Genomic DNA, 21,261 nt, shown 5'->3' with positions numbered 1-21,261 from the left:
ACGTCGTCCTTCTCCTGTAGAAACTTTCTGATAGAATGCCCGGCTTTCTTTAACAACCTTAGGTGACACATCCATGCAGCCCATGCTGAATATCGCGCTGCGCGCCGCCCGCAGCGCCAGTGAATTGATCTTCCGCTCCATCGAGCGCCTGGATACCATCAAGGTCGACGAAAAAGACGCCAAGGATTACGTATCCGAGGTGGATCGCGCCGCCGAACAGAAAATCATCGACGCACTGCGCAAGGCGTACCCAAATCACTCGATCATGGGTGAAGAGACCGGCCTGCACGCCGGCAGCGGCATCGAAGGCGAAGAGTACCTGTGGATCATCGATCCGCTGGACGGCACCACCAACTTCCTGCGCGGCATTCCTCACTTCGCTGTCAGCATCGCCTGCAAATACCGCGGTCGCCTGGAACACGCTGTGGTCCTGGACCCGGTTCGTCAGGAAGAATTCACCGCCAGCCGTGGTCGCGGCGCCCAACTGAACGGCCGTCGCCTGCGCGTCAGCGGCCGCACCAGCCTGGACGGCGCCCTGCTGGGTACCGGTTTCCCGTTCCGTGACGACCAGATGGACAACCTCGACAACTACCTGGGCATGTTCCGCGCCCTGGTCGGCCAGACCGCCGGCATCCGCCGCGCTGGCTCGGCGAGCCTGGACCTGGCCTACGTGGCCGCCGGTCGTTTCGACGCCTTCTGGGAGTCGGGCCTGTCCGAGTGGGACATGGCAGCAGGCGCCCTGTTGATCCAGGAAGCAGGCGGCCTGGTGAGCGACTTCACCGGCGGTCACGACTTCCTTGAAAAAGGCCACGTCGTAGCCGGCAACACCAAATGCTTCAAGGCAGTATTGACGGCCATCCAGCCGCACCTGCCGGCCTCGCTGAAGCGCTAAGCTTCCAGCGACAGAAAAAGCACCCTGCGGGGTGCTTTTTTTATGCCTGGAATCCATCTCCGGCGGCAACACTACCCCCCTGTGGGAGCGAGCCTGCTCGCGAAAGCGGTGTATCAGCCGCCATCATTGCTGGATGCGGGGACGCCTTCGCGAGCAGGCTCGCTCCCACAGGGGATTGGGGTGCGGCATGACTCGTGCGCACAAAAAAGCACCCCGCAGGGTGCTTCTTTTTGAATCTGACTTCAGCGGATCAATGTGCCTGCTGATTCTCCGACAAGATCAACTTGCCCTCTTTATCCACAGGGATCTGGTTCCCTGGATCGCGATCCATCCGCACCTTGCCTTCCTTGCCATCAAGCGAATAACGCACGTCGTAACCCACGACCTTGTCGCTGATGTCATTCACCGTATTACAACGCGTCTGCGTCGTGGTGTAGGTGTCACGCTCTTGCATGCCCTCCTGCACCTTGTTACCGGCATAACCACCACCGACAGCGCCTGCAACCGTGGCAATCTTCTTGCCCGTGCCGCCGCCGATCTGGTTACCCAGCAAACCACCTGCCAGCGCACCTACCACGGTACCGGCAATCTGGTGTTGATCTTTGACCGGCGCTTGCCGGGTGACCGCTACATCCTTGCACACTTCACGTGGAGTCTTGATTTGCGTCTTGACCGGCTCAACGGCGAGTACTTGCGCGTACTCAGGGCCATTATCCTTAACCAGGCTGTAGGTGGCCACAGCACCGCCGGCAGTTACACCGACAGCACCCAGTACAGCACCAACCAGCATCGACTTGTTCACATGAACCTCCTGAACATCACATGCGGAGCGCGTCTGCGCTTCTCCCAGCCTTGGAGTATAAAAAAAGGCGCGAGTTCAACTCGCGCCTTTTTGGACTACATCGCCGAAGGAATTGACCTTCAAGGACGGTCGTCGACTTCCTTCTCGGTGTTGGCCGCAGGAATCAGGTCTTCAGAGCTCAGGTTCAGCCAGATCAGCACCACGTTGGCGATGTAGATCGACGAGTAAGTACCCGCCAATACACCAATGAACAGCGCGATGGAAAAGCCGAACAGGTTGTCACCACCGAAGAACAGCAGGGCCGCGATCGCCAGCAAGGTGGAGATCGAGGTGGCCATGGTGCGCAGCAGGGTTTGCGTGGTCGAGATGTTGATGTTCTCGATCAGGTTGGCCTTGCGCAGTACCCGGAAGTTCTCACGAACCCGGTCGAATACCACGATGGTGTCGTTGAGCGAGTAACCGATGATCGCCAGTACCGCCGCCAGCACCGTCAGGTCGAAGGTGATCTGGAAGAACGACAGGATACCGATGGTCACGATCACGTCGTGGATCAGGGACACGATCGCCCCGACCGCGAACTTCCACTGGAAGCGGAACGCCAGGTAGATCAGGATGCCGCCCAGCGCCATCAGCATGCCGAGGCCGCCCTGGTCGCGCAGCTCTTCACCCACCTGCGGGCCGACGAACTCGACGCGCTTGACCGTCGCCGGGTTTTCGCCGCCGACCTTCTGCAAGGCCTCGGCCACCTGGTGACCCAGTTGTGGATCTTCACCCGGCATACGCACCAGCAGGTCGGTGGTCGCACCGAAGTTCTGCACGATGGCTTCGTGATAACCCGCGGTCACCAGCTGCTCACGCACCTTGGTGACGTCGGCCGGACGCTCGTAGGTCAGCTCGATGAGCGTACCGCCGGTGAAGTCCAGGCCCCAGTTCATGCCCTTGGTGGCGACGCTGAACAAGGCCAGCACGGTAAGGAACAATGTGACGCCGAACGCAACGTTGCGAACGCCCATGAAGTTGATTGTACGTAACATGGCAGCCCCTTAAATCCACAACTTCTTGAAGTCACGTCCGCCGAAGATCAGGTTGACCATCGCGCGGGTCACCATGATGGCCGTGAACATCGAGGTAAAGATCCCGAGGGACATGGTCACTGCGAAGCCCTTGACCGGCCCTGTGCCCATGGCAAACAGGATGCCGCCGACCAGCAAGGTGGTCAGGTTGGCGTCGAGAATCGCGGTGAATGCCCGGCCGAAGCCTTCGTTGATTGCGCGCTGCACGGTCATGCCCGCGGCGATCTCTTCACGAATCCGCGAGAAGATCAGTACGTTGGCGTCGACCGCCATACCCATGGTCAACACGATACCGGCGATGCCCGGCAGGGTCAGCGTGGCCCCCAGCAGCGACATCAAGGCCAGCAGCATCACCATGTTCACCGCCAGTGCGACGGTGGCGATGATGCCGAAGAAGCGGTAGATGGCGATGATGAACAGCGAGACGAACAGCATGCCCCACAGCGACGCATCGATACCCTTGGTGATGTTGTCGGCACCCAGGCTCGGGCCAATGGTGCGCTCTTCAGCGAAGTACATTGGTGCAGCCAGGCCACCGGCACGCAGCAGCAGCGCCAGTTCGGACGACTCGCCCTGGCCGTTCAGGCCGGTGATACGGAATTGCGCACCCAGCGGCGACTGAATGGTCGCCAGGCTGATGATCTTTTTCTCTTCCTTGAACGTCTGGACCGCTACGTCTTTCTCGACGCCATTAACCATCTGCTTGGTGTAAGTGGTAACCGGACGCTGCTCGATGAAGATCACCGCCATGCTGCGACCCACGTTCGAACGGGTCGCACGGCTCATCAGCTCGCCACCGTGGCCATCCAGGCGGATGTTCACTTCTGGCGTACCGTGCTCGCCGAAACCAGCCTTGGCGTCAGTCACTTGGTCACCGGTGATGATCAGGCCACGCTCGATCAGCGCAGGAGGACGCTTGCCCTCACGGAACTCGAATTCCTCGGACGTGGCCTTCGAAGCGCCAGGCTCGGCGGCCAGGCGGAACTCAAGGTTGGCCGTCTTGCCGAGGATACGCTTGGCTTCGGCAGTGTCCTGCACGCCCGGCAGCTCAACCACGATGCGGTTGGCGCCCTGACGCTGGACGATCGGTTCGGCAACACCCAGCTCGTTGACGCGGTTACGGACCGTGGTCAAGTTCTGCTTGATGGAGTATTCGCGGATTTCCGCCAGCTTGGCCGGGGTCATCGCCAGACGCAGCACCGGCTGGCCATTGAGGTCGGCCGGAACAATGTCGAAATCGTTGAAATTCTTGCGGATCAGGCTGCGGGCCTGTTCACGACTGTCTTCATCGGAGAAGCCCAGCTGAATGGCGCCATTGAGTTGCGGCAGGCTGCGATAGCGCAGTTTCTCTTTACGCAACAGGCTCTTCACATCGCCTTCGTACACTTTCAAACGTGCATCCAGGGCTTTGTCCATGTCCACTTCCAGCAGGAAGTGCACGCCACCGGACAAGTCCAGGCCCAGCTTCATCGGGTGCGCGCCCAGGCTGCGCAGCCATTGCGGGGTGGTTTGCGCCAGGTTCAGTGCAACGACGTAGTCATCACCCAATGCCTTGCGCACGACGTCTTTGGCCGGCAACTGGTCTTCAGCCTTGGTCAGGCGAATCAAACCGCCCTTGCCGTTGGCAGCCAGGGTGGCAGCCTTGACGCTGATCCCGGATTCCTTGAGCGCAGCGCTCACACGATCCAGATCAGCCTGATTGACCTGCAGTGCAGTGCTTGCACCGCTGACCTGAATGGCCGGGTCATCAGGATAAAGATTGGGAGCGGAATAAATCAGACCGATCGCCAGCACCGCCAGGATCAGAATGTATTTCCACAGAGGGTATTTGTTCAGCATCACGCCGCCCGCTTATGACGCGGGGCGCCTTGCGCGCCCCGTCGATTGAGTAAAAGTTGAAACTTAGATCGCTTTGAGCGTGCCTTTTGGCAGCGTGGCGGCGATGGCGCCTTTCTGGAACTTCATTTCGACGGTGTCGGAAACTTCCAGAACCACGAAATCGTCGGCCACTTTGGTGATCTTGCCGGCGATGCCGCCGGTGGTCACGACTTCGTCGCCTTTCTGCAGGCTGCTCAGCAGGTTCTTCTGCTCTTTGGCGCGCTTGGCCTGTGGACGCCAGATCATCAGGTAGAAGATGACCAGGAAGCCGACCAGGAAAATCCACTCAAAGCCGCCGCCCATAGGGCCTGCCGCAGGTGCAGCAGCGTCTGCCATGGCGTTAGAGATAAAAAAGCTCATTTAGCACTCCAGTTGCAAATGTTGAATATTGGGGTCAGGAAACTCAGTCCAAAGGCGGCACGGGTAGCCCGCGTTTGGCGTAGAAGGCATCGACAAAGGCGGCCAATGTACCCTGTTGAATAGCCTCGCGCAAACCAGCCATAAGCACTTGATAATGACGCAAGTTATGGATGGTATTGAGCATGCTTCCCAGCATTTCGCCGCACTTGTCCAGGTGATGCAGATAAGCACGGGAGAAGTTCTGGCAGGTATAGCAATCGCAGGTCGGATCCAGCGGCGAATCATCATGGCGATGGAACGCGTTACGGATCTTGATCACGCCTGTGTCAATGAACAGATGCCCATTGCGGGCATTACGGGTTGGCATCACGCAATCGAACATGTCCACACCGCGGCGCACACCCTCCACGAGATCTTCCGGTTTGCCAACGCCCATAAGGTAACGAGGTTTGTCAGCCGGCATCTGGCCCGGCAGATAGTCCAGCACCTTTATCATTTCATGCTTGGGCTCGCCCACCGACAGACCGCCGATGGCCAGGCCGTCGAAGCCGATCTTGTCCAGGCCCTCCAGGGAGCGCATGCGCAAATCCTGGTGCATGCCGCCCTGAACGATACCGAACAGCGCCGCCGTGTTGTCGGCATGGGCGTTTTTCGAGCGCTGGGCCCAGCGCAGCGACAACTCCATGGACACGCGAGCGACGTCTTCGTCGGCCGGGTACGGCGTGCATTCGTCAAAAATCATCACGATGTCCGAGCCCAGGTCGCGCTGGACCTGCATCGACTCCTCCGGGCCCATGAACACCTTGGCGCCGTCGACCGGGGAGGCGAAGGTCACGCCCTCCTCCTTGATCTTGCGCATGGCGCCCAGGCTGAACACCTGGAAACCGCCGGAGTCGGTCAAAATCGGGCCTTTCCACTGCATGAAATCGTGCAAGTCGCCGTGCTTCTTGATCACTTCCATGCCTGGGCGCAGCCACAGGTGGAACGTGTTGCCCAGAATGATTTCAGCGCCAGTGGCCTCGATATCCCGCGGCAACATGCCCTTGACCGTGCCGTAGGTGCCCACCGGCATGAAGGCCGGGGTCTCGACGGTACCGCGCGGGAAGGTCAAACGACCGCGACGAGCCTTGCCGTCAGTAGCAAGTAACTCAAACGACATACGACATTGGCGACTCATTCTTTGTCCTCGGGGCCACGTGGTGCGGGGTTACGGGTGATAAACATCGCATCACCGTAGCTGAAAAAGCGATATTCGTTGTCGACGGCAGCCTTATAGGCGGCCATGGTTTCCGGATAACCGGCAAACGCGGAGACCAGCATCAACAACGTGGATTCAGGTAAATGGAAGTTGGTGACCAGGGCATCGACCACATGAAACGGCCGGCCCGGGTAGATGAAAATGTCGGTATCGCCGCTGAACGGCTTGAGCACGCCATCGCGGGCGGCACTTTCCAGGGAACGCACGCTGGTCGTCCCCACCGCCACCACCCGACCGCCACGCGCACGACAGGCGGCCACCGCATCCACCACGTCCTGGCCAACTTCCAGCCATTCAGTGTGCATGTGGTGGTCTTCGATCTTCTCGACCCGCACCGGCTGGAAGGTGCCAGCGCCCACGTGCAGGGTCACGAACGCCGTCTCGACGCCCTTGGCGGCAATCGCCTCCATCAACACCTGATCGAAATGCAGCCCCGCCGTCGGCGCCGCCACCGCGCCCAAACGCTCGGCGTAGACGGTCTGGTAACGCTCGCGGTCCGCGCCTTCGTCCGGGCGGTCTATATAAGGAGGCAGCGGCATGTGCCCGACACGGTCGAGCAGCGGCAACACCTCTTCGGCAAAGCCCAGCTCGAACAACGCATCGTGACGCGCCAGCATCTCGGCCTCGCCACCGCCGTCGATCAAAATCTTCGACCCGGGCTTGGGCGACTTGCTGGAACGCACATGGGCCAGCACGCGATGACTGTCCAGCACCCGCTCCACCAGGATTTCCAGCTTGCCGCCGGAAGCCTTCTGGCCAAACAGCCGCGCCGGGATCACCCGGGTATTGTTGAACACCATCAAATCGCCAGAGCGCAAATGCTCCAGCAAATCAGTGAATTGACGGTGTGCCAGGGCGCCGCTGACCCCATCCAGGGTCAACAGGCGACTACCGCGACGCTCGGCCAAAGGGTGGCGGGCGATCAGCGAATCAGGGAGCTCGAAAGTAAAGTCAGCAACGCGCATGATGGGGTTCGTCTAGCAGGGCCGGGAAGTCTAGCGGAAATATCAAAAATTCTCCATGTACCTGATTGACCGACGGTTATCTCATCTTTATACTCCGCGGCCATTGCCCTGATGGCGGAATTGGTAGACGCGGCGGATTCAAAATCCGTTTTCGAAAGGAGTGGGAGTTCGAGTCTCCCTCGGGGCACCAAATTAAGAAAGGTCTTGCTTAGCAAGGCCTTTTTTTTCGTCTGCAGAAAAGCACCTGGCACCCACCGCCAACGCCCTGACACCCCGTTGACCTGTAGGAGCCGGCTTGCTGGCGATGCTTTTGATCCTGCTTCTCCACGCGCCCCACACCCGCGGAACATTTCACAAGGACTCCCCAATGGAATCACAACTGGAAACCGTCGCCCTCTTCTCCCTCAAGCTGGCTTATGAGACGGAAGGTTCAAGCCCGATTTTGCGGGATGACCTGGTGATGGGTGATTACCAGCGGGATGTGTTTGAGTTGCTGGTGCGCCGGGGGGATGTTGAGGGGATTCAGGTGAAGGTGGGTGAGTGTGTGGGGTTGGCGTTGGAGGCTGTTGGGGGTGTGGATAAGCCGTTGGGGCGGGAGTTGGGGAGGTTGGTGGGGGAGTTTGCCGGGGTTCGGGGGATGGAGGAGCTTGATGTTCCGCTCGTTGCGCTCAAGGATTATTTGAAAGACATTCAATGAAAGAGGGCGAGCCATTTAGCTAGTGCTCCTGAAATGAGACGACTACTTCCATGTTGTTTCTTGTCCCCAGCTTGAGCTAACCTCGGCACCAACTGAACCCAGCACACAAAGGGAACTGCCATCTTGGTGCATAAACGAGTTGTACCCCTATGCGAATACTGCCTTCAAGAGCGGTGAAAGATGTTCGCCCCAGAGTGTTATCCGCCATGCACACCAAAGGTGTTATGCACAGTTAGCACTCTATTAATACTAAAACACAAAACCCGGGAGAATTTTATTGACTGAAGTTGAAATGAAGTACGGATTTCCGCTTTTCTCAAAACCATCGTCATTGGTGAGCCTTGGAAAAAACGAAAAAATCGTAATCTCTGACATTTGGGCGTTCTGGGATTATGTCATTAAGAAAGCCAGCAAAGATCGTAAAGAAGAAGATTTTCTACGATCTCTTCTTGAGCAAGCAAAGCACTTTTACATAACCGCAGATACAAGCCCAGTAAAGAGCCAGCCTCTCCTTTACTACTATTCCTTCCTCAACCTCTCAAAAATCATAATAAATCTTTCCGGAAAACATGGCCCAAAAAAGATGTACATGCACGGCATGCACGAAAACCACAACAACAAATTTGCACAATCAACAGTAACAAAACAAAAGAAAAAAAATCAAATAGTGCAAGTGGCACACGAAATAGTCTCTATTTTCGACCCCAACACAACCATCACCGACGCGATTATAAACGTTAAGGACATTTTAAATCATTGCGTAGGTGTACATCGAGCATACTCGGAAATTTATAATCAAACGGAAGTATTTTATCGCATAACAAGCCATAAGCTTTACAAAAACGGCAAAGAGCTCATTTTTAAAGCCGAACTCCAGTGTCTTTCTGCTGATATTCCGACACTAACTGCACGTGGATACTCAATTTCACAGGAGGACGAAAAAATCTATTACACTGTAAAGACCTCCATGCCAACTTACTCACCGACGCGCAAAGACTACGCCGCGTTAAGCGAAGCAATTCAAAGCAATGGCATCTGGTATTTTATTGGCAGCAGCGGCTACACAATGTACCTTTCAAATTCTGCTATAGGTCGCTACAGCCAAGAATCTATAATTTACATGGTGATGTTCTACCTTGGCTCAATAACTCGTTACCACCCTTACATGTTTGATGAGATATTTTCTGACAAAGAGCAATGGCTAATGAGCGAATTCTTAAATACTCAACCAAAACAATTTTTGTACCTTGCCACCGCAAGAATCCTCGGCCAGAGCGTTCTGAAAGCCTACGCTAGCTTCTAGATACAAAACCGATCACTAAATAAATACAACACAAAGGGGACAGGCTTATTGCTCTCTACCAGAACTCCCCTTTTCGCCGAGATACCAACCGCTACTTATCAAGCACCTCTGAAATAACAGTAAGTTCAAATGCCAGCTCGATGCACCGCTCGGCCCACTCAAGACCTATGAAAGCCACCCTGCGTGATGAAATCGCATCCATGCAATCGAATTATCAAAACAAGATGGCCTACGACTTTAATAGAGCATCTTTTCTTACTAACTAATCCGAGACACCTCCAACTTTAAGAAACATGTCTTGATCCTCACCAGGATATGAAGGATTCCATTCCATATCATGTTCATCACAAGCATGATGATACTCAGTTGTCGAGAATACTACTTGCACATCATGCGATGCGCACAAAGTTTTCAACGCGTCTAAGTATCGACCCAAATCATCATTATGAATTTCATGTTGCTTGGGAGTATCTAGAATTAAAAACCTAAACCCAGCAACATTTTTTTCGGCGAAAGTCTGAAATACAGCAGCATGATAAGCCAATACGGCACGAATTTTGGTACTACCCTTAAGTTGGGCTATAGTCTCCACACCTAGCAGAGGCGTGAAATCATCCTTAAATGTGATATCCTTACTAACATTATGAGTATGAAGAACATCTAACCACTCAATAAAATTCCTGCGTAGATCAGCCCTAACTTTTATCAAATCAGGAGATGAAGACCGTTCAACAGAAAAAGACTCAAAAAGGCTTAAAGCCTTATCCCTTTCTAAAATTACGCCAAAGTGTTTCTCCTCAATAACTTTTACTCGATCAAGCTCACTCAACTGAAGCTGAAGTGCAAAAATCTCTGACTTTATCTTTGTTATAGCTTGAACCAATGCCGATATTTCACTCCTATCTATGGATGCATTACGCTCATCCACCAAACCACCTATAACAAGCTCAAGAGATTCCTTTTGCCTAAGCATCTCTTCAATCCTGACTTCATCCAAGCTTGCGTTACGCTCTAAATCTTTAATTTGATCGCGCAAGTACAGCAGATTTTTACTATACGCATCCGAACTAGCAGAAAATAGCTGACAGAAATTCGCCCCACATATTTCCCTGAACGAAAGAAACACTCTTCGAGCTTCTTCATTAAGGTTCAAAGTTTCAACTTCAGTGTTTATTTCATGAACTATCGTACCTATACCCTCATTACGCTTTTGTAGTTGATATATTTCAGAGGATATATCTCTAACACGACTTCGATGGGTAGAAATTAGCCGATCCAACGCACCTAGCGAGTCATCTCGGCTCGCCCCTGCGCTTTGAAGCTGTTCAACTTCAAGTTCAAATTTTTCGATCTCAGACTCTAGCTCATTTCGTGTTTTCTTGATCGTAGACGCGTTTCCTCTAGCCACTCCGACCATTCGCCCAAGAGTTTGGACATCCTTATCAAGATAATCTAAACGCTCCTTTGCTTTAAATCGCTCCTTTTTTATATCGAATGAATTTTTAACAGGTAAATCCAGCACCATCCTCATCATTTCAGAAAATTGGTCCTTGATAAATTTTGCTGGAGGACAGTAAATCTCGCTATACCCAACATCCTGATCTAAATAATATATTGGCAAAAGAGTGGACAAATAGGGAGCACCTAACTGATTACCAGTAGTAACCAGATTGTGAGCGGTAAGCCCAAGCCACTCAAAAACAAAAACAGAGTAATCCCTTTCATTTAAAAAACGCCGAACATTACCCTTAGAATCGACAACCTCAACATCTAAATCACGACTATAAATACGCCGAAGAACAAGCTCCCCTTTAGCAGATGAAACCCGCAGCTCAACGTATTTACAACGATTATATATATCATTCCTAAAAACGCTAGGAAACCCAAGACAAAAAGCAATAGACTGTACAAGCGGGGTTTTACCACAACCATTTGGACCATATAACTGTGTAATATCACGACCAAACTTCAGCAGCTTAGACCCCCACCCTGATTGACCATTTGGAAAAATTTTAATATTTAATAATTTCATTCCAACTCCAAATCTAGCTGTTTAGCTACACAAATATTTCTGTAGGCCCTAGCAATTTGAGCAAGATTATAAGAAAGATCGTCATCACGCTCCATAGCTCTAGCTATCAATTTTTTTCCGAGCTCAGTAATAACCAGCCTACCTTGCCTGTTATTAACATCAATAAGAGACGTACTCTCTAAAAAAGTAATCGCCTTCACGGTCCTGACTCTTAAGTTTGCTGACCAGCCGATATGTTGCGCAGACCCCTTAAATCCAGGCATCCCGTCTTCAATACTTTCACCAACCAACCGCCCAACCTCAGAAACCTTTGGCTTCCTTTTATCCTTGGCCATAAGAAGAACAATAAAACATATTAAAGGCAGTTGAAACAATGCTTCATTACTAAGAAATTGCTGCCCTCCATACTCTGAATCACTTACAGATAAGACTATACCTCTATCTTCTACCGACTCGAAGAAACTATCAAAATTCATGATTTTCCTTTAACCAACTCAGAAAAAACACCACCTAACAAAAGTTCTTCTGTCAGATCGAATCTAAGACCTTCGTCGCCAAAATCGTTAAGCAACCTCTTTATCGGCGCTCTTAAACCACTAATTTTAAGCATTCCCTTCGGACCGACAGTCTCAAACAAAATAGTTCTAATGCGCTCAGAAATTGCCAACAGATCTATTTCCGGAATGACATGCCTATTATTCCTATACCACAGATCCCAATCTATCTTGCATTTTGAGCAATACATAATGATCGCATTGTCCGCACCACCAGCACTGAGTGATCGCTGAATTATTGATGCTGACTTTATTGCACTACTATCACCGCCCCGCAAAAGGCTATTGTAAGCATCTCTAGATATGCTCAATATTGAAAGCAAATCATCTATTGAAATTCCAGCGCAGCTTTCTATGGATTCTGCATTCCAAACTTTTATGACGCCGCTTGATTTTTTTTCGACAAGATCCAAAAGCCTCAACAGTATCTCTTTAAACTCAGCACGCTCAAGCTCAATCTCACTAAATTCATATATCTTTTCTTTGGCTATAATTTCAAAAAAACTATCATGCTCCTTCAGATAGGGAACGTCTGGTTCAAAACGCAGTTTTGACAAACAAACCTTGATCTCTTCAAGTGTATGCTCCCTACCGCCTTGGCCAAAACACTCATTAAATCTATCCAACAAAACCTTAGAAAATTTATTAGAGAACACACCATTTTCAACATCAGAAACCAGCTCATCAACTTCATCACTATTATGGATGTTAGTTTGAAACACGACAGAGTTACAATACTCATCAAACACAACAGTATGCAGCAAAAGCTTCCCAGCAAAACTATCCTTTATATTATCAGCATTTTGTTTCGACTGATCCTTCAACTTAGTATTCAGTCCAAACATCTCATTAATAGTCCAATTATGATTTTGCTTACCCTTGGTTTTTACTTGATAAAATATATAACCAAAACCACCAGGGCCATTTTTTCGAATTACAAAATCATCATGTAAATCACAGTAAACCCTATCAACCTCCCCACCTTCCAGGATAGATAAAGATGCTATTGCTGCGGAACGCACCTGTGCGCGATACCGACCGAACGAATCCCTACCACTTTGTTCCCGTGCCTTTTTTGTATCGAGCATCTTATCTATCCATTATCTATACAAATATAATGCTGAGTGCTAAAACCCTCAACATCAGGTAATAAAATTGACTTAGCGAATACCATTAAGTTAATAGAGAAATTCATCTTCATCAGCAAAAAGCTTTTGGTACTTAGTAATTCCCCTATTAGAAATCATCCTGAACTCTACTGAAAACCCATGTATTGGCACATTGCCATTGGAAGCTAAGCTAGCTCGCTAATCGCAGGAGGTAAAGGATACGGATATGGAATCTGGATATTTCTTGGTTCTCCGAGCACCACCGGTAGAAGCTTGCCCCTCCTACCAGGCCGAATACGACTCATCTCAGCCTTCCACACGACGATTCAATCGGTTGGTGTTCCACATTTAGATACGACACAACAGATCAACATCGGTTGATTCCGGCGAGAAAAATTGAGTTGGGACTTCGAAGGTTGCAGCAAAGGTATCCACGCGCTAACCTCCCACCCGTCGCTGCCAATTCAGCGACCGGGTGTGGAAACCCGTGTAATTCAAGGCGCAACAGCGCCCCCATCACGTCTGCCGGCGCTTTTTTTATGCCTGCGGCGTGAGTTATGGCGGCTGTGCGTGGGACGTCTTCGGGCGTGCCGGTTTCCTTGATTCCCGGTTTTCCACCCTGCGCACAGCTGTCACCCATTCGTGTGGAAACGAACGTGGCAGCTCCTCATATCAAGGAGTTGGATAATGCGCAGTATCAATCCGTTTGAAATTTGGCTTTTCCCACTACGTAATTCCCAATCGCGTAATACCCTCCCCCATTGCCTCTCCATCCTCGGAGGTGGCCAATGACCGAACAACCTGAACTCAAAACCATCGGATTAACCCCCGCCATTTACTGCTCCGATCAACCACTGTTCCACGTTACTCGCGGCGTTCCGCTCGGTGATGCGTTGTCGATGGCTTCTGATTTTCTGTTTCTGGCCAAGACGCTGACTGAAGATACTGCCTATGCCAGGGATACCGACCGGCATGCCTGGGCTGCGCATTATTTGACGTCGATGGGTAAGGCGTTGGTGGATGATGCGGTGAAGGTGTTGGAGCGGGATCGGGCGGTTGGGCCGATGGGCAAGCGGGCGGCGGAGGCTGGAGGGTAGCTTTTGCGTTTTAGACGTCAGGCATGACGTTTGTAGGGATGGGTTTGGTTGCGGGGGCTTGGGCATTCTGTGGGCGTGGGGGTTGCCTTGGGTTTTTCGCGAGCATGCTCGCTCCTACAGGAAGCTGGTATGGGCAATCTTCGTGGTTTGTAAACAAGAAGGCCCGAATGTAATGCCGGACTGAGCCAGTCTGATGATTGTGGCAATTTCGATTTCGCATTGAACACTGGTTTTGGTGACACCCGTGCGGGTGGCTAGCTTCAGCACTGATGTTGGCTGGGCTGGCGTTATCGCTGGCAAGCCAGCTCCTACAGGGTATTGCGGAAGGCTGGTGGGTATTGTTTGGCCCTGGTGGGTGAGTTGTTTTTTTATGCAGGACCCCATTTGGTATTTGTGTTGGCTGGGCTGGTGCTTTCGCGAGCAGGCTCGCTCCCACAGGGGGTTCACACAGGGGTTTTGCGTGCCGTTCGGTTGGATTAGCCCCGAGTTTCGGGCTTTGGTTGAGCGGACCGCTGCTTTTCCCGGAATGGTTTTGCCCATCTGCTCCGCAGAACTGCCTACGGTTCTGAGGCTTCTTTCCACCTCTAATGCTTGTTATACATCCCTCATCGACAAGCCTTCAGGCCGTTAGGCCAGTGTGTGAACGCCCCCTGCAGCGCTCATCTAGACTTTATGCATAGTCGTAGGCAGAACCGAGCACGTCGCTTTGGTGCGGTTTGATCAATAGCGGCGTGGCAAGCTGCCCTTTATGCCCAGTTGAGGTGCGGCGAAGACCGTGCCGGGCACAACAAGATGCCCGCTCAGGGTGCCCTGGCCAACGGCCTGTCAATGCCACGATGCCGTGACGTGGTGTGAGTGCCGCAGCCGACACTTTCGGACGACCGACGACCTTCTGGTTTGTCCGTGACCGTGAGGATTGCTGAATGCCTGATGTTGAGTTGCACCTGTCTGTGGTCAATACCCTGCTGGAGCGCCATAAGGGCACTCCCGGCGCCCTGTTGCCGATTCTTCATGATATTCAGGAGCGCATTGGGTATATCCCCGATGCGGCCGTGCCCGAGATTGCCCACGCGCTGAACCAGAGTCAGGCCGAGGTGCGCGGGGTGATCAGTTTTTACCATGACTTCCGTACTGCGCCGCCTGCCCGGCATATCCTGCGGCTGTGCCGCGCCGAGTCGTGCAAGAGCCGCGGGGCCGAGCAGTTGGCGGCGCAATTGCGTGAGCGTCTGCAGCTGGATGACCACGGCAGCAGCGCCGATGGCAGCATCAGTTTGCGGCCAGTGTATTGCCTGGGTGCTTGTGCCTGCTCGCCGGCCCTGGAGCTGGACGGCCGGGTGCATGCGCGGCTGAGCGCTGAGCGTCTGGATGCCTTGCTCGACGCTTGCCGGGAGGACGCATGATGCCGACTCTTTATCTGCCGACCGACTCGCTGGCCCGTGCCGTGGGGGCCGATGAGGTGTCCACGGCGCTGATCACTCAGGCCAGGGAGCGCAACCTGCCGCTGGAGTTGCAGCGCACCAGTTCGCGCGGCCTGTATTGGCTGGAGCCGTTGCTGGAGGTGGACTCGCCACAAGGCCGGATCGGCTTTGGTCCGCTGACCGCTGCCGATGTGCCGTCCGTTCTCGAAGCCCTAAGCAGCTCAACCGAACATCCTCTGTCCCTGGGCCTGGTAGAAGAGCTGCCTTATCTGAAGACCCAACAACGCCTGCTGTTCGCCCGCGCCGGCATTACCCGGCCTCTATCGCTGGACGACTACCGCGCCCACGGCGGTTTCGAAGGCCTGGCAAGGGCTGTCGCCATCGGCGGCGAGCAAACCGCCACAGCGGTGTTCGATTCGGGCCTGCGTGGCCGTGGCGGCGCGGCTTTCCCCGCCGGGATCAAATGGCGCACGGTGCGCGGCACCCAGGCTGCGCAAAAGTACATTGTGTGCAACGCCGACGAAGGCGACTCCGGCACCTTTGCCGACCGCATGTTGATGGAAGGCGACCCTTTCCTGCTGATCGAAGGCATGGCCATTGCCGGCATTACCGTCGGCGCCAGCTTCGGCTACATCTATGTGCGATCGGAATATCCAGACGCCGTCGCTACTCTGCGCGCAGCGCTGAACATCGCCCGTGACGCCGGCTATCTCGGCGCCAATGTCGGCGGCAGCGGCCAGGCGTTCGATATGGAAGTGCGGGGCGGTGCCGGCGCGTACATCTGCGGTGAGGAAACCGCCCTGCTGGATTCGCTCGAAGGCAAGCGCGGGGTCGTTCGCGCCAAGCCGCCGATCCCCGCGTTGCAGGGCCTGTTCGGCCAGCCGACGCTGGTGCACAACGTGCTGACCCTGGCCTCGGCGCCGCTGATTTTGGCCAAGGGTGCGCAGTTCTATCGCGACTACGGCATGGGCCGTTCCCTGGGCACCATGCCCTTCCAGTTGGCGGGCAATGTTCGTCACGGCGGCCTGGTGGAACGGGCCTTTGGCCTGACCCTGCGCGAGTTGGTGGAAGGCTACGGCGGCGGCACTGCCAGTGGCCGACCGCTGAAGGCTGCGCAGGTGGGTGGCCCGCTTGGCGCCTGGGTGCCGCCGGCGCAGTTCGACACGCCGCTGGATTACGAGGCCTTCGCCGCCATGGGCGCGATGCTCGGTCACGGTGGTGTGGTGGTGGCGGACGATACGCTGGACATGGCCCACATGGCGCGGTTCGCCATGGAGTTCTGCGCCGAGGAATCCTGTGGCAAATGCACGCCGTGCCGTATCGGCTCGACCCGGGGCGTGGAGGTGATCGACCGCTTGTTGGCCGCGCCAGATCAGGCCGGTCGTGATCAGCAGGTGATCATCCTCAAGGACCTGTGCGACACGATGCAATACGGTTCGCTGTGCGCCTTGGGCGGCATGGTCTCCTTTCCGGTCGCCAGCGCCCTCAAGTACTTCCCCGCCGACTTCGGCTTGCAGCCCTCGGAGGCCGAGCAATGATCACTGTATTCGATCCGAAAACCGACATGGATCTGGGCACGCCAGCCCGTGAAAGCCAGGTGCAGGTCACCCTGAACATCGATGGTCAAACCATCAGCGTGCCCGAAGGTACTTCGGTGATGCGCGCTGCCGCATTGCTGGGCACCACCATTCCCAAACTCTGCGCCACCGACAGCCTGGAAGCCTTCGGCTCCTGCCGCATGTGCCTGGTGGAGATCGATGGTATGCGCGGCTATCCCGCGTCCTGCACCACGCCGGTCACTGAAGGCATGACCGTACATACCCAGACGCCGAAGCTCGCCACCCTACGCCGCAACGTCATGGAGCTGTACATCTCCGATCACCCGCTGGACTGCCTGACCTGCTCGGCCAACGGCAACTGCGAACTGCAAACCGTGGCCGGTCAGGTCGGCCTGCGGGAGGTGCGTTACGGCTATGAAGGCGACAATCATCTGGCCGATGTGAAGGACACTTCCAACCCCTACTTCGACTACGACCCGAGCAAGTGCATCGTCTGCAACCGCTGCGTGCGCGCCTGCGAAGAAACCCAAGGCACCTTTGCCTTGACCATCACCGGACGTGGTTTTGAATCCCGGGTGGCGGCGGCTGGCGGGGATAACTTCCTCGATTCAGAATGCGTGTCCTGCGGCGCCTGTGTACAGGCCTGCCCGACCGCCACGCTGATGGAAAAAAGTGTGGTCGAACTGGGTCAGCCCGAACACAGCGTGATCACCACCTGCGCCTATTGCGGCGTGGGTTGTTCGTTCCGCGCCGAGATGAAAGGCGACCAACTGGTGCGCATGGTCCCGGACAAGAACGGCCAGGCCAACCACGGCCACTCCTGTGTCAAAGGGCGCTTTGCCTGGGGCTACGCCACCCACCCGGATCGCATCACCAAGCCGATGATCCGCAAGCACATCAACGACCCGTGGCAGGAAGTCAGCTGGGATGAAGCGGTGACCTACGCCGCCAGCGAATTCCGCCGCCTGCAGCAGAAATATGGCCGCGACTCCATTGGCGGCATCACTTCCAGCCGCTGCACCAATGAAGAAACCTACCTGGTGCAGAAACTGGTGCGCGCCGCGTTCGGCAACAACAACGTCGACACCTGTGCCCGGGTCTGCCATTCGCCAACTGGTTATGGCTTGAAGCAAACGTTGGGCGAGTCCGCTGGCACCCAGAGTTTCGACTCGGTGATGCAGGCCGACGTGATCCTGGTGATGGGCGCCAACCCGAGCGATGCGCACCCGGTGTTCGCTTCGCAACTCAAGCGCCGCCTGCGTGAAGGCGCACGGCTGATCGTCATCGACCCACGGCGTATTGATCTGGTGGACTCGGTGCACGCCCGCGCCGACTATCACCTGGCCCTGCGCCCCGGCACCAACGTCGCCATGCTCAACGCTCTGGCCCACGTGATCATCACTGAAGGCTTGCAAAACCAGGCCTTCATCGACGCCCGCTGCGAGGGTAACGATTTCGCCCGCTGGAGCGAGTTTGTCAGCCGTGCGGAGAATTCACCGGAAGCCCTTGCCCCAGTCTGTGGGGTCGACGCTGCCGATATTCGTGCTGCCGCGCGCCTGTACGCCACCGGCGGCAACGCCGCGATCTATTACGGCCTGGGCGTCACCGAGCACAGCCAGGGCAGCACCGCGGTGATGGGTATCGCCAACCTGGCCATGGCCACCGGCAACATCGGCCGCGAAGGCGTGGGCGTGAACCCGCTGCGGGGGCAGAACAACGTGCAGGGCTCCTGCGACATGGGCTCCTTCCCCCACGAATTGCCCGGCTACCGGCACATTTCCAACGAAGTGGTGCGGGCGCAGTTCGAGCAGGCGTGGAACGTCACGTTGCAACCCGATCCGGGCTTGCGCATTCCCAACATGTTCGAGTCGGCGCTGGCCGGCAGTTTCAAGGGCTTGTATTGCCAGGGCGAGGACATCGCCCAGAGTGACCCGAATACCCAGCACGTCACCGCGGCCCTGTCGGCCATGGAGTGCGTGGTGGTGCAGGATATCTTCCTCAACGAAACCGCCAAGTTCGCCCACGTGTTCCTGCCGGGCGCTTCGTTCCTGGAAAAGGACGGCACCTTCACCAACGCCGAGCGGCGCATCTCGCGGGTACGCAAGGTCATGGATCCCCTGGGCGGCAAGGCCGACTGGGAAGGCACGGTGGCGCTGGCCAATGCCTTGGGTTACCCGATGAACTACAAGCATCCATCGGAAATCATGGATGAAATCGCCCGCCTGACGCCGACCTTCACCAACGTCAGCTACGCCGAACTCGAGCGCCACGGCAGCCTGCAATGGCCGTGCAACGCCGAGGCACCGGACGGCACGCCGACCATGCACATCGATCAATTCGTGCGCGGCAAGGGGCGCTTCATGCTCACCGGCTACGTGCCCACCGAGGAGAAGGTCAACAGCCGCTATCCGCTGCTGCTGACCACCGGGCGCATCCTCAGCCAGTACAACGTCGGCGCCCAGACCCGACGCACCGAAAACGTCGCCTGGCACGATGAAGACCGCCTGGAAATCCACCCGACCGACGCCGAGAGCCGTGGCATCAACGAAGGCGACTGGGTCGGCATCGGCAGCCGCGCCGGGCAGACCGTGCTGCGCGCGCGGGTCACTGAACGAGTGGCGCCGGGCGTGGTGTACACCACCTTCCACTTCCCGGAATCGGGGGCCAACGTGATCACCACCGACAACTCCGACTGGGCCACCAACTGTCCGGAGTACAAGGTCACGGCCGTGGAGGTCAGCCGCGTGTACCACCCTTCGGAGTGGCAAAAACGCTTCCAGGAATTCACCGAAGAACAGCACCGCTTGCTCAAGGAGCGCCGCCAGGCCCGTGGCGATAAGGCAGAGGTGCGCCGATGAGCACCGAAAACCTGATCAAGATGGCCAACCAGATCGCCCAGTACTTCGCCAGCGAACCGGACCGGCAACAGGCAGTACTGGGTGTGCGTAATCATCTCAAGATGTACTGGACGCCGGGCATGCGCAAGGAGCTGCTGGCCTGGCAGACCGAGCATCATGGCGCGGATATGCACCCGCTGGCGCAAGAGGCGGTCAGCGGGGCAGGTTGGGAGGCTTAGCCTGCTGGCGGAAAACCTGTAGGAGCGAGCATGCTCGCGATGGACTCGAGAACGCCGCGGGGTGCCAGGCTTCCCCCGTCAGCGTTAACGACCATCGCGACGGTGCGACGATTCGACATGCTCGCTCCTACAGGGTTATGTATCAATTTTGAATGCAGCTTTCGTCTTTGAGGTAGCGCGACAACTCATGTTGCCGCTGACAACCAAGCAACAGCCAAAGCAGTACCCTGGCTTTACGCGGACATAGAAATCCCGCCATCGATGCACCCTTGCGAATCAAATCCATCTCACTGCCGTTAAAACCATAGCTGGCTTGCGCGGTAGAGCCGGAACCGGTGCGAGTCGCGATGATGACCGGGATACTTTCGGCGACGTGCTCAATCACGGTCGCCCAGCTCTGCGAGACATGTCCGGCGCCGAAACCGGCTATCACCAGCCCGTCATAACCGAGGGTGAGGGCGCTTTCCAGAAACAGCGTGTCGGCCGAGAGGGATGCCTCGAGCATCGCAACCTTCTGTGTTGTCTGGTGTGGCAAAGGCAAAACCGTGCGCTGAGCCGGCGCACGCAGGTAGTGAACGCGGTCTTCCATGATCAAGCCTGTAGGCCCCACGACCGGAGAGGTAAACGCCTGCAGCGCCAGCGAATCGGTTTTGCGCACGCGTCTCGCTTGATGAATCTCCCCGTTCATAACGACATGAACGCCCCGCCGCCGGCTATTCTCGGACAGCGCTACGCGGCATGCATCCAGCAGATTCGCCGGCCCCTCGGCCCCCGGCTGTGCTGCCGAGCGCATCGCACCGGTCAGCACCAGCGGCGCGTCGTGAGGCCACAGGTAATCGAAAAAAACTGCCGTTTCTTCGAGTGTGTCGGTGCCTTGGATCAACACGACACCCACGGCGCCTTGTTTGATTTGAAATTCTGCCCAAGACAATACGTTCAGTAAAAGTTCGAAATCCAGTGAAGCGCTGGGAAGCAGTCCAAGGGTTTCAACGGTCACCCGGGCAAGCGTCGTCAATTGCGGAACGGACGCCAGTAGAGTCTCGCCGCTGACGGTCGGGATAACGCCTTCGCCAGCATTCCTGGCTTGCATGCTCACTGTGCCACCGAGCGCCGCGATAGCTAGTTTGGGCAGATCCATGTGATACCTCACGTGTTCAGGAGGAGAGGTGGCTGTACCCGGTTCAAGAC

18 protein-coding genes and 1 tRNA gene are annotated in these 21,261 nt (G+C 55.6%); 9 read left to right on the top strand and 10 right to left on the bottom strand.

Going from position 1 to position 21,261, the window contains the following annotated elements:
• Positions 1-73 precede the first annotated feature (73 nt).
• Positions 74-892: a type III secretion system regulator SuhB gene (gene suhB, locus HGP31_RS05305; protein ID WP_110747042.1), complete on the top strand. Its 819-nt coding sequence runs from the start codon at positions 74-76 to the stop codon at positions 890-892.
• Between the two features lie 250 nt (positions 893-1,142).
• On the opposite strand, the gene HGP31_RS05300 is transcribed toward suhB, so the two are convergent.
• From HGP31_RS05300 to queA, 6 genes are all read right to left on the bottom strand, one after another.
• Positions 1,143-1,694, bottom strand: coding sequence for a glycine zipper 2TM domain-containing protein (locus HGP31_RS05300; protein ID WP_020795595.1), 552 nt, complete (start codon positions 1,692-1,694; stop codon positions 1,143-1,145).
• Between the two features lie 119 nt (positions 1,695-1,813).
• Positions 1,814-2,728 (bottom strand): protein translocase subunit SecF, encoded by a 915-nt coding sequence (gene secF, locus HGP31_RS05295; protein WP_168757284.1) that lies wholly within the window; start codon positions 2,726-2,728, stop codon positions 1,814-1,816.
• Positions 2,729-2,737: 9 nt separating this feature from the next.
• Positions 2,738-4,606: a protein translocase subunit SecD gene (gene secD, locus HGP31_RS05290; RefSeq protein ID WP_151140555.1), complete on the bottom strand. Its 1,869-nt coding sequence runs from the start codon at positions 4,604-4,606 to the stop codon at positions 2,738-2,740.
• A 63-nt stretch (positions 4,607-4,669) separates the two neighbouring features.
• The gene (gene yajC / locus HGP31_RS05285; RefSeq protein ID WP_007982729.1) at positions 4,670-5,005 is read right to left on the bottom strand and encodes a preprotein translocase subunit YajC; all 336 of its coding nucleotides are present in this window, start codon (positions 5,003-5,005) and stop codon (positions 4,670-4,672) included.
• Between the two features lie 43 nt (positions 5,006-5,048).
• A complete protein-coding gene (tgt, locus tag HGP31_RS05280) occupies positions 5,049-6,164 on the bottom strand; it encodes a tRNA guanosine(34) transglycosylase Tgt (protein WP_020795592.1) in 1,116 nt (371 codons plus the stop codon).
• Between the two features lie 14 nt (positions 6,165-6,178).
• Complete coding sequence (gene queA, locus HGP31_RS05275; RefSeq protein ID WP_168757283.1) at positions 6,179-7,228, bottom strand: tRNA preQ1(34) S-adenosylmethionine ribosyltransferase-isomerase QueA; 1,050 nt, start codon at positions 7,226-7,228, stop codon at positions 6,179-6,181.
• A gap of 105 nt (positions 7,229-7,333) precedes the next feature.
• Between queA and HGP31_RS05270 the strand changes: the two genes are divergently transcribed.
• The 3 genes from HGP31_RS05270 (at position 7,334) to HGP31_RS05260 (ending at position 9,228) form a co-directional block, all read left to right on the top strand.
• Positions 7,334-7,418, top strand: a tRNA-Leu gene (locus HGP31_RS05270).
• A gap of 177 nt (positions 7,419-7,595) precedes the next feature.
• Complete coding sequence (locus tag HGP31_RS05265) at positions 7,596-7,925, top strand: hypothetical protein (RefSeq protein ID WP_168757282.1); 330 nt, start codon at positions 7,596-7,598, stop codon at positions 7,923-7,925.
• A 277-nt stretch (positions 7,926-8,202) separates the two neighbouring features.
• Positions 8,203-9,228, top strand: coding sequence for a YaaC family protein (locus tag HGP31_RS05260; RefSeq protein WP_168757281.1), 1,026 nt, complete (start codon positions 8,203-8,205; stop codon positions 9,226-9,228).
• 262 nt (positions 9,229-9,490) lie between these two features.
• Here HGP31_RS05260 and HGP31_RS05255 read toward each other — a convergent pair whose 3' ends face one another.
• The 3 genes from HGP31_RS05255 to HGP31_RS05245 are packed head-to-tail and all read right to left on the bottom strand — an operon-like array spanning position 9,491 to position 12,902.
• On the bottom strand, positions 9,491-11,260 hold the full coding sequence (locus tag HGP31_RS05255) for a P-loop NTPase family protein (protein WP_168757280.1): 1,770 nt from the start codon (positions 11,258-11,260) through the stop codon (positions 9,491-9,493).
• Positions 11,257-11,736, bottom strand: a complete 480-nt coding sequence (locus HGP31_RS05250) for a hypothetical protein (RefSeq protein ID WP_168757279.1) — start codon at positions 11,734-11,736, stop codon at positions 11,257-11,259. Before HGP31_RS05250 ends, HGP31_RS05255 begins: the two co-directional genes overlap by 4 nt.
• The gene (locus tag HGP31_RS05245) at positions 11,733-12,902 is read right to left on the bottom strand and encodes a dsDNA nuclease domain-containing protein (RefSeq protein WP_168757278.1); all 1,170 of its coding nucleotides are present in this window, start codon (positions 12,900-12,902) and stop codon (positions 11,733-11,735) included. Before HGP31_RS05245 ends, HGP31_RS05250 begins: the two co-directional genes overlap by 4 nt.
• An 809-nt stretch (positions 12,903-13,711) precedes the next feature.
• On the opposite strand from HGP31_RS05245, the gene HGP31_RS05240 reads away from it, so the two are divergent.
• The 5 genes from HGP31_RS05240 (at position 13,712) to HGP31_RS05220 (ending at position 20,073) form a co-directional block, all read left to right on the top strand.
• Positions 13,712-14,020 carry a DUF3077 domain-containing protein gene (locus tag HGP31_RS05240; RefSeq protein ID WP_033044400.1) on the top strand — a complete coding sequence of 103 codons (309 nt, stop codon included), beginning with the start codon at positions 13,712-13,714 and terminating at the stop codon, positions 14,018-14,020.
• A 923-nt stretch (positions 14,021-14,943) separates the two neighbouring features.
• Positions 14,944-15,420, top strand: coding sequence for a formate dehydrogenase subunit gamma (locus tag HGP31_RS05235; protein ID WP_020795582.1), 477 nt, complete (start codon positions 14,944-14,946; stop codon positions 15,418-15,420).
• Complete coding sequence (locus tag HGP31_RS05230) at positions 15,417-16,976, top strand: formate dehydrogenase beta subunit (protein WP_205896190.1); 1,560 nt, start codon at positions 15,417-15,419, stop codon at positions 16,974-16,976. Before HGP31_RS05235 ends, HGP31_RS05230 begins: the two co-directional genes overlap by 4 nt.
• The gene (fdhF, locus tag HGP31_RS05225) at positions 16,973-19,855 is read left to right on the top strand and encodes a formate dehydrogenase subunit alpha (RefSeq protein ID WP_168757277.1); all 2,883 of its coding nucleotides are present in this window, start codon (positions 16,973-16,975) and stop codon (positions 19,853-19,855) included. The genes HGP31_RS05230 and fdhF overlap by 4 nt, the downstream gene beginning before the upstream one ends.
• The gene (locus HGP31_RS05220; protein WP_168757276.1) at positions 19,852-20,073 is read left to right on the top strand and encodes a formate dehydrogenase subunit delta; all 222 of its coding nucleotides are present in this window, start codon (positions 19,852-19,854) and stop codon (positions 20,071-20,073) included. Before fdhF ends, HGP31_RS05220 begins: the two co-directional genes overlap by 4 nt.
• A 142-nt stretch (positions 20,074-20,215) precedes the next feature.
• Here the strand turns inward: HGP31_RS05220 and HGP31_RS05215 are convergent, their stop codons facing one another.
• Positions 20,216-21,211: an asparaginase gene (locus HGP31_RS05215; RefSeq protein ID WP_168757275.1), complete on the bottom strand. Its 996-nt coding sequence runs from the start codon at positions 21,209-21,211 to the stop codon at positions 20,216-20,218.
• Between the last annotated feature and the right edge of the window lie 50 nt (positions 21,212-21,261).

Source organism: Pseudomonas umsongensis (assembly GCF_012647205.1).
GTDB lineage: Bacteria > Pseudomonadota > Gammaproteobacteria > Pseudomonadales > Pseudomonadaceae > Aquipseudomonas > Aquipseudomonas umsongensis.
Note: the sequence above shows the minus strand (reverse complement) of the source record. Positions and strands in the feature narration are given on the sequence as shown.

Excerpts from the sequence above, each read along its gene's own strand:
- suhB (WP_110747042.1), top strand. The coding sequence starts at position 74 with ATGCAGCCCATGCTGAATATCGCGCTGCGCGCCGCCCGCAGCGCCAGT.
- secF (WP_168757284.1), bottom strand. The coding sequence starts at position 2,728 with ATGTTACGTACAATCAACTTCATGGGCGTTCGCAACGTTGCGTTCGGC.
- secD (WP_151140555.1), bottom strand. The coding sequence starts at position 4,606 with ATGCTGAACAAATACCCTCTGTGGAAATACATTCTGATCCTGGCGGTG.
- yajC (WP_007982729.1), bottom strand. The coding sequence starts at position 5,005 with ATGAGCTTTTTTATCTCTAACGCCATGGCAGACGCTGCTGCACCTGCG.
- tgt (WP_020795592.1), bottom strand. The coding sequence starts at position 6,164 with ATGTCGTTTGAGTTACTTGCTACTGACGGCAAGGCTCGTCGCGGTCGT.
- queA (WP_168757283.1), bottom strand. The coding sequence starts at position 7,228 with ATGCGCGTTGCTGACTTTACTTTCGAGCTCCCTGATTCGCTGATCGCC.
- HGP31_RS05265 (WP_168757282.1), top strand. The coding sequence starts at position 7,596 with ATGGAATCACAACTGGAAACCGTCGCCCTCTTCTCCCTCAAGCTGGCT.
- HGP31_RS05255 (WP_168757280.1), bottom strand. The coding sequence starts at position 11,260 with ATGAAATTATTAAATATTAAAATTTTTCCAAATGGTCAATCAGGGTGG.
- HGP31_RS05250 (WP_168757279.1), bottom strand. The coding sequence starts at position 11,736 with ATGAATTTTGATAGTTTCTTCGAGTCGGTAGAAGATAGAGGTATAGTC.
- HGP31_RS05245 (WP_168757278.1), bottom strand. The coding sequence starts at position 12,902 with ATGCTCGATACAAAAAAGGCACGGGAACAAAGTGGTAGGGATTCGTTC.
- HGP31_RS05240 (WP_033044400.1), top strand. The coding sequence starts at position 13,712 with ATGACCGAACAACCTGAACTCAAAACCATCGGATTAACCCCCGCCATT.
- HGP31_RS05235 (WP_020795582.1), top strand. The coding sequence starts at position 14,944 with ATGCCTGATGTTGAGTTGCACCTGTCTGTGGTCAATACCCTGCTGGAG.
- HGP31_RS05230 (WP_205896190.1), top strand. The coding sequence starts at position 15,417 with ATGATGCCGACTCTTTATCTGCCGACCGACTCGCTGGCCCGTGCCGTG.
- fdhF (WP_168757277.1), top strand. The coding sequence starts at position 16,973 with ATGATCACTGTATTCGATCCGAAAACCGACATGGATCTGGGCACGCCA.
- HGP31_RS05220 (WP_168757276.1), top strand. The coding sequence starts at position 19,852 with ATGAGCACCGAAAACCTGATCAAGATGGCCAACCAGATCGCCCAGTAC.
- HGP31_RS05215 (WP_168757275.1), bottom strand. The coding sequence starts at position 21,211 with ATGGATCTGCCCAAACTAGCTATCGCGGCGCTCGGTGGCACAGTGAGC.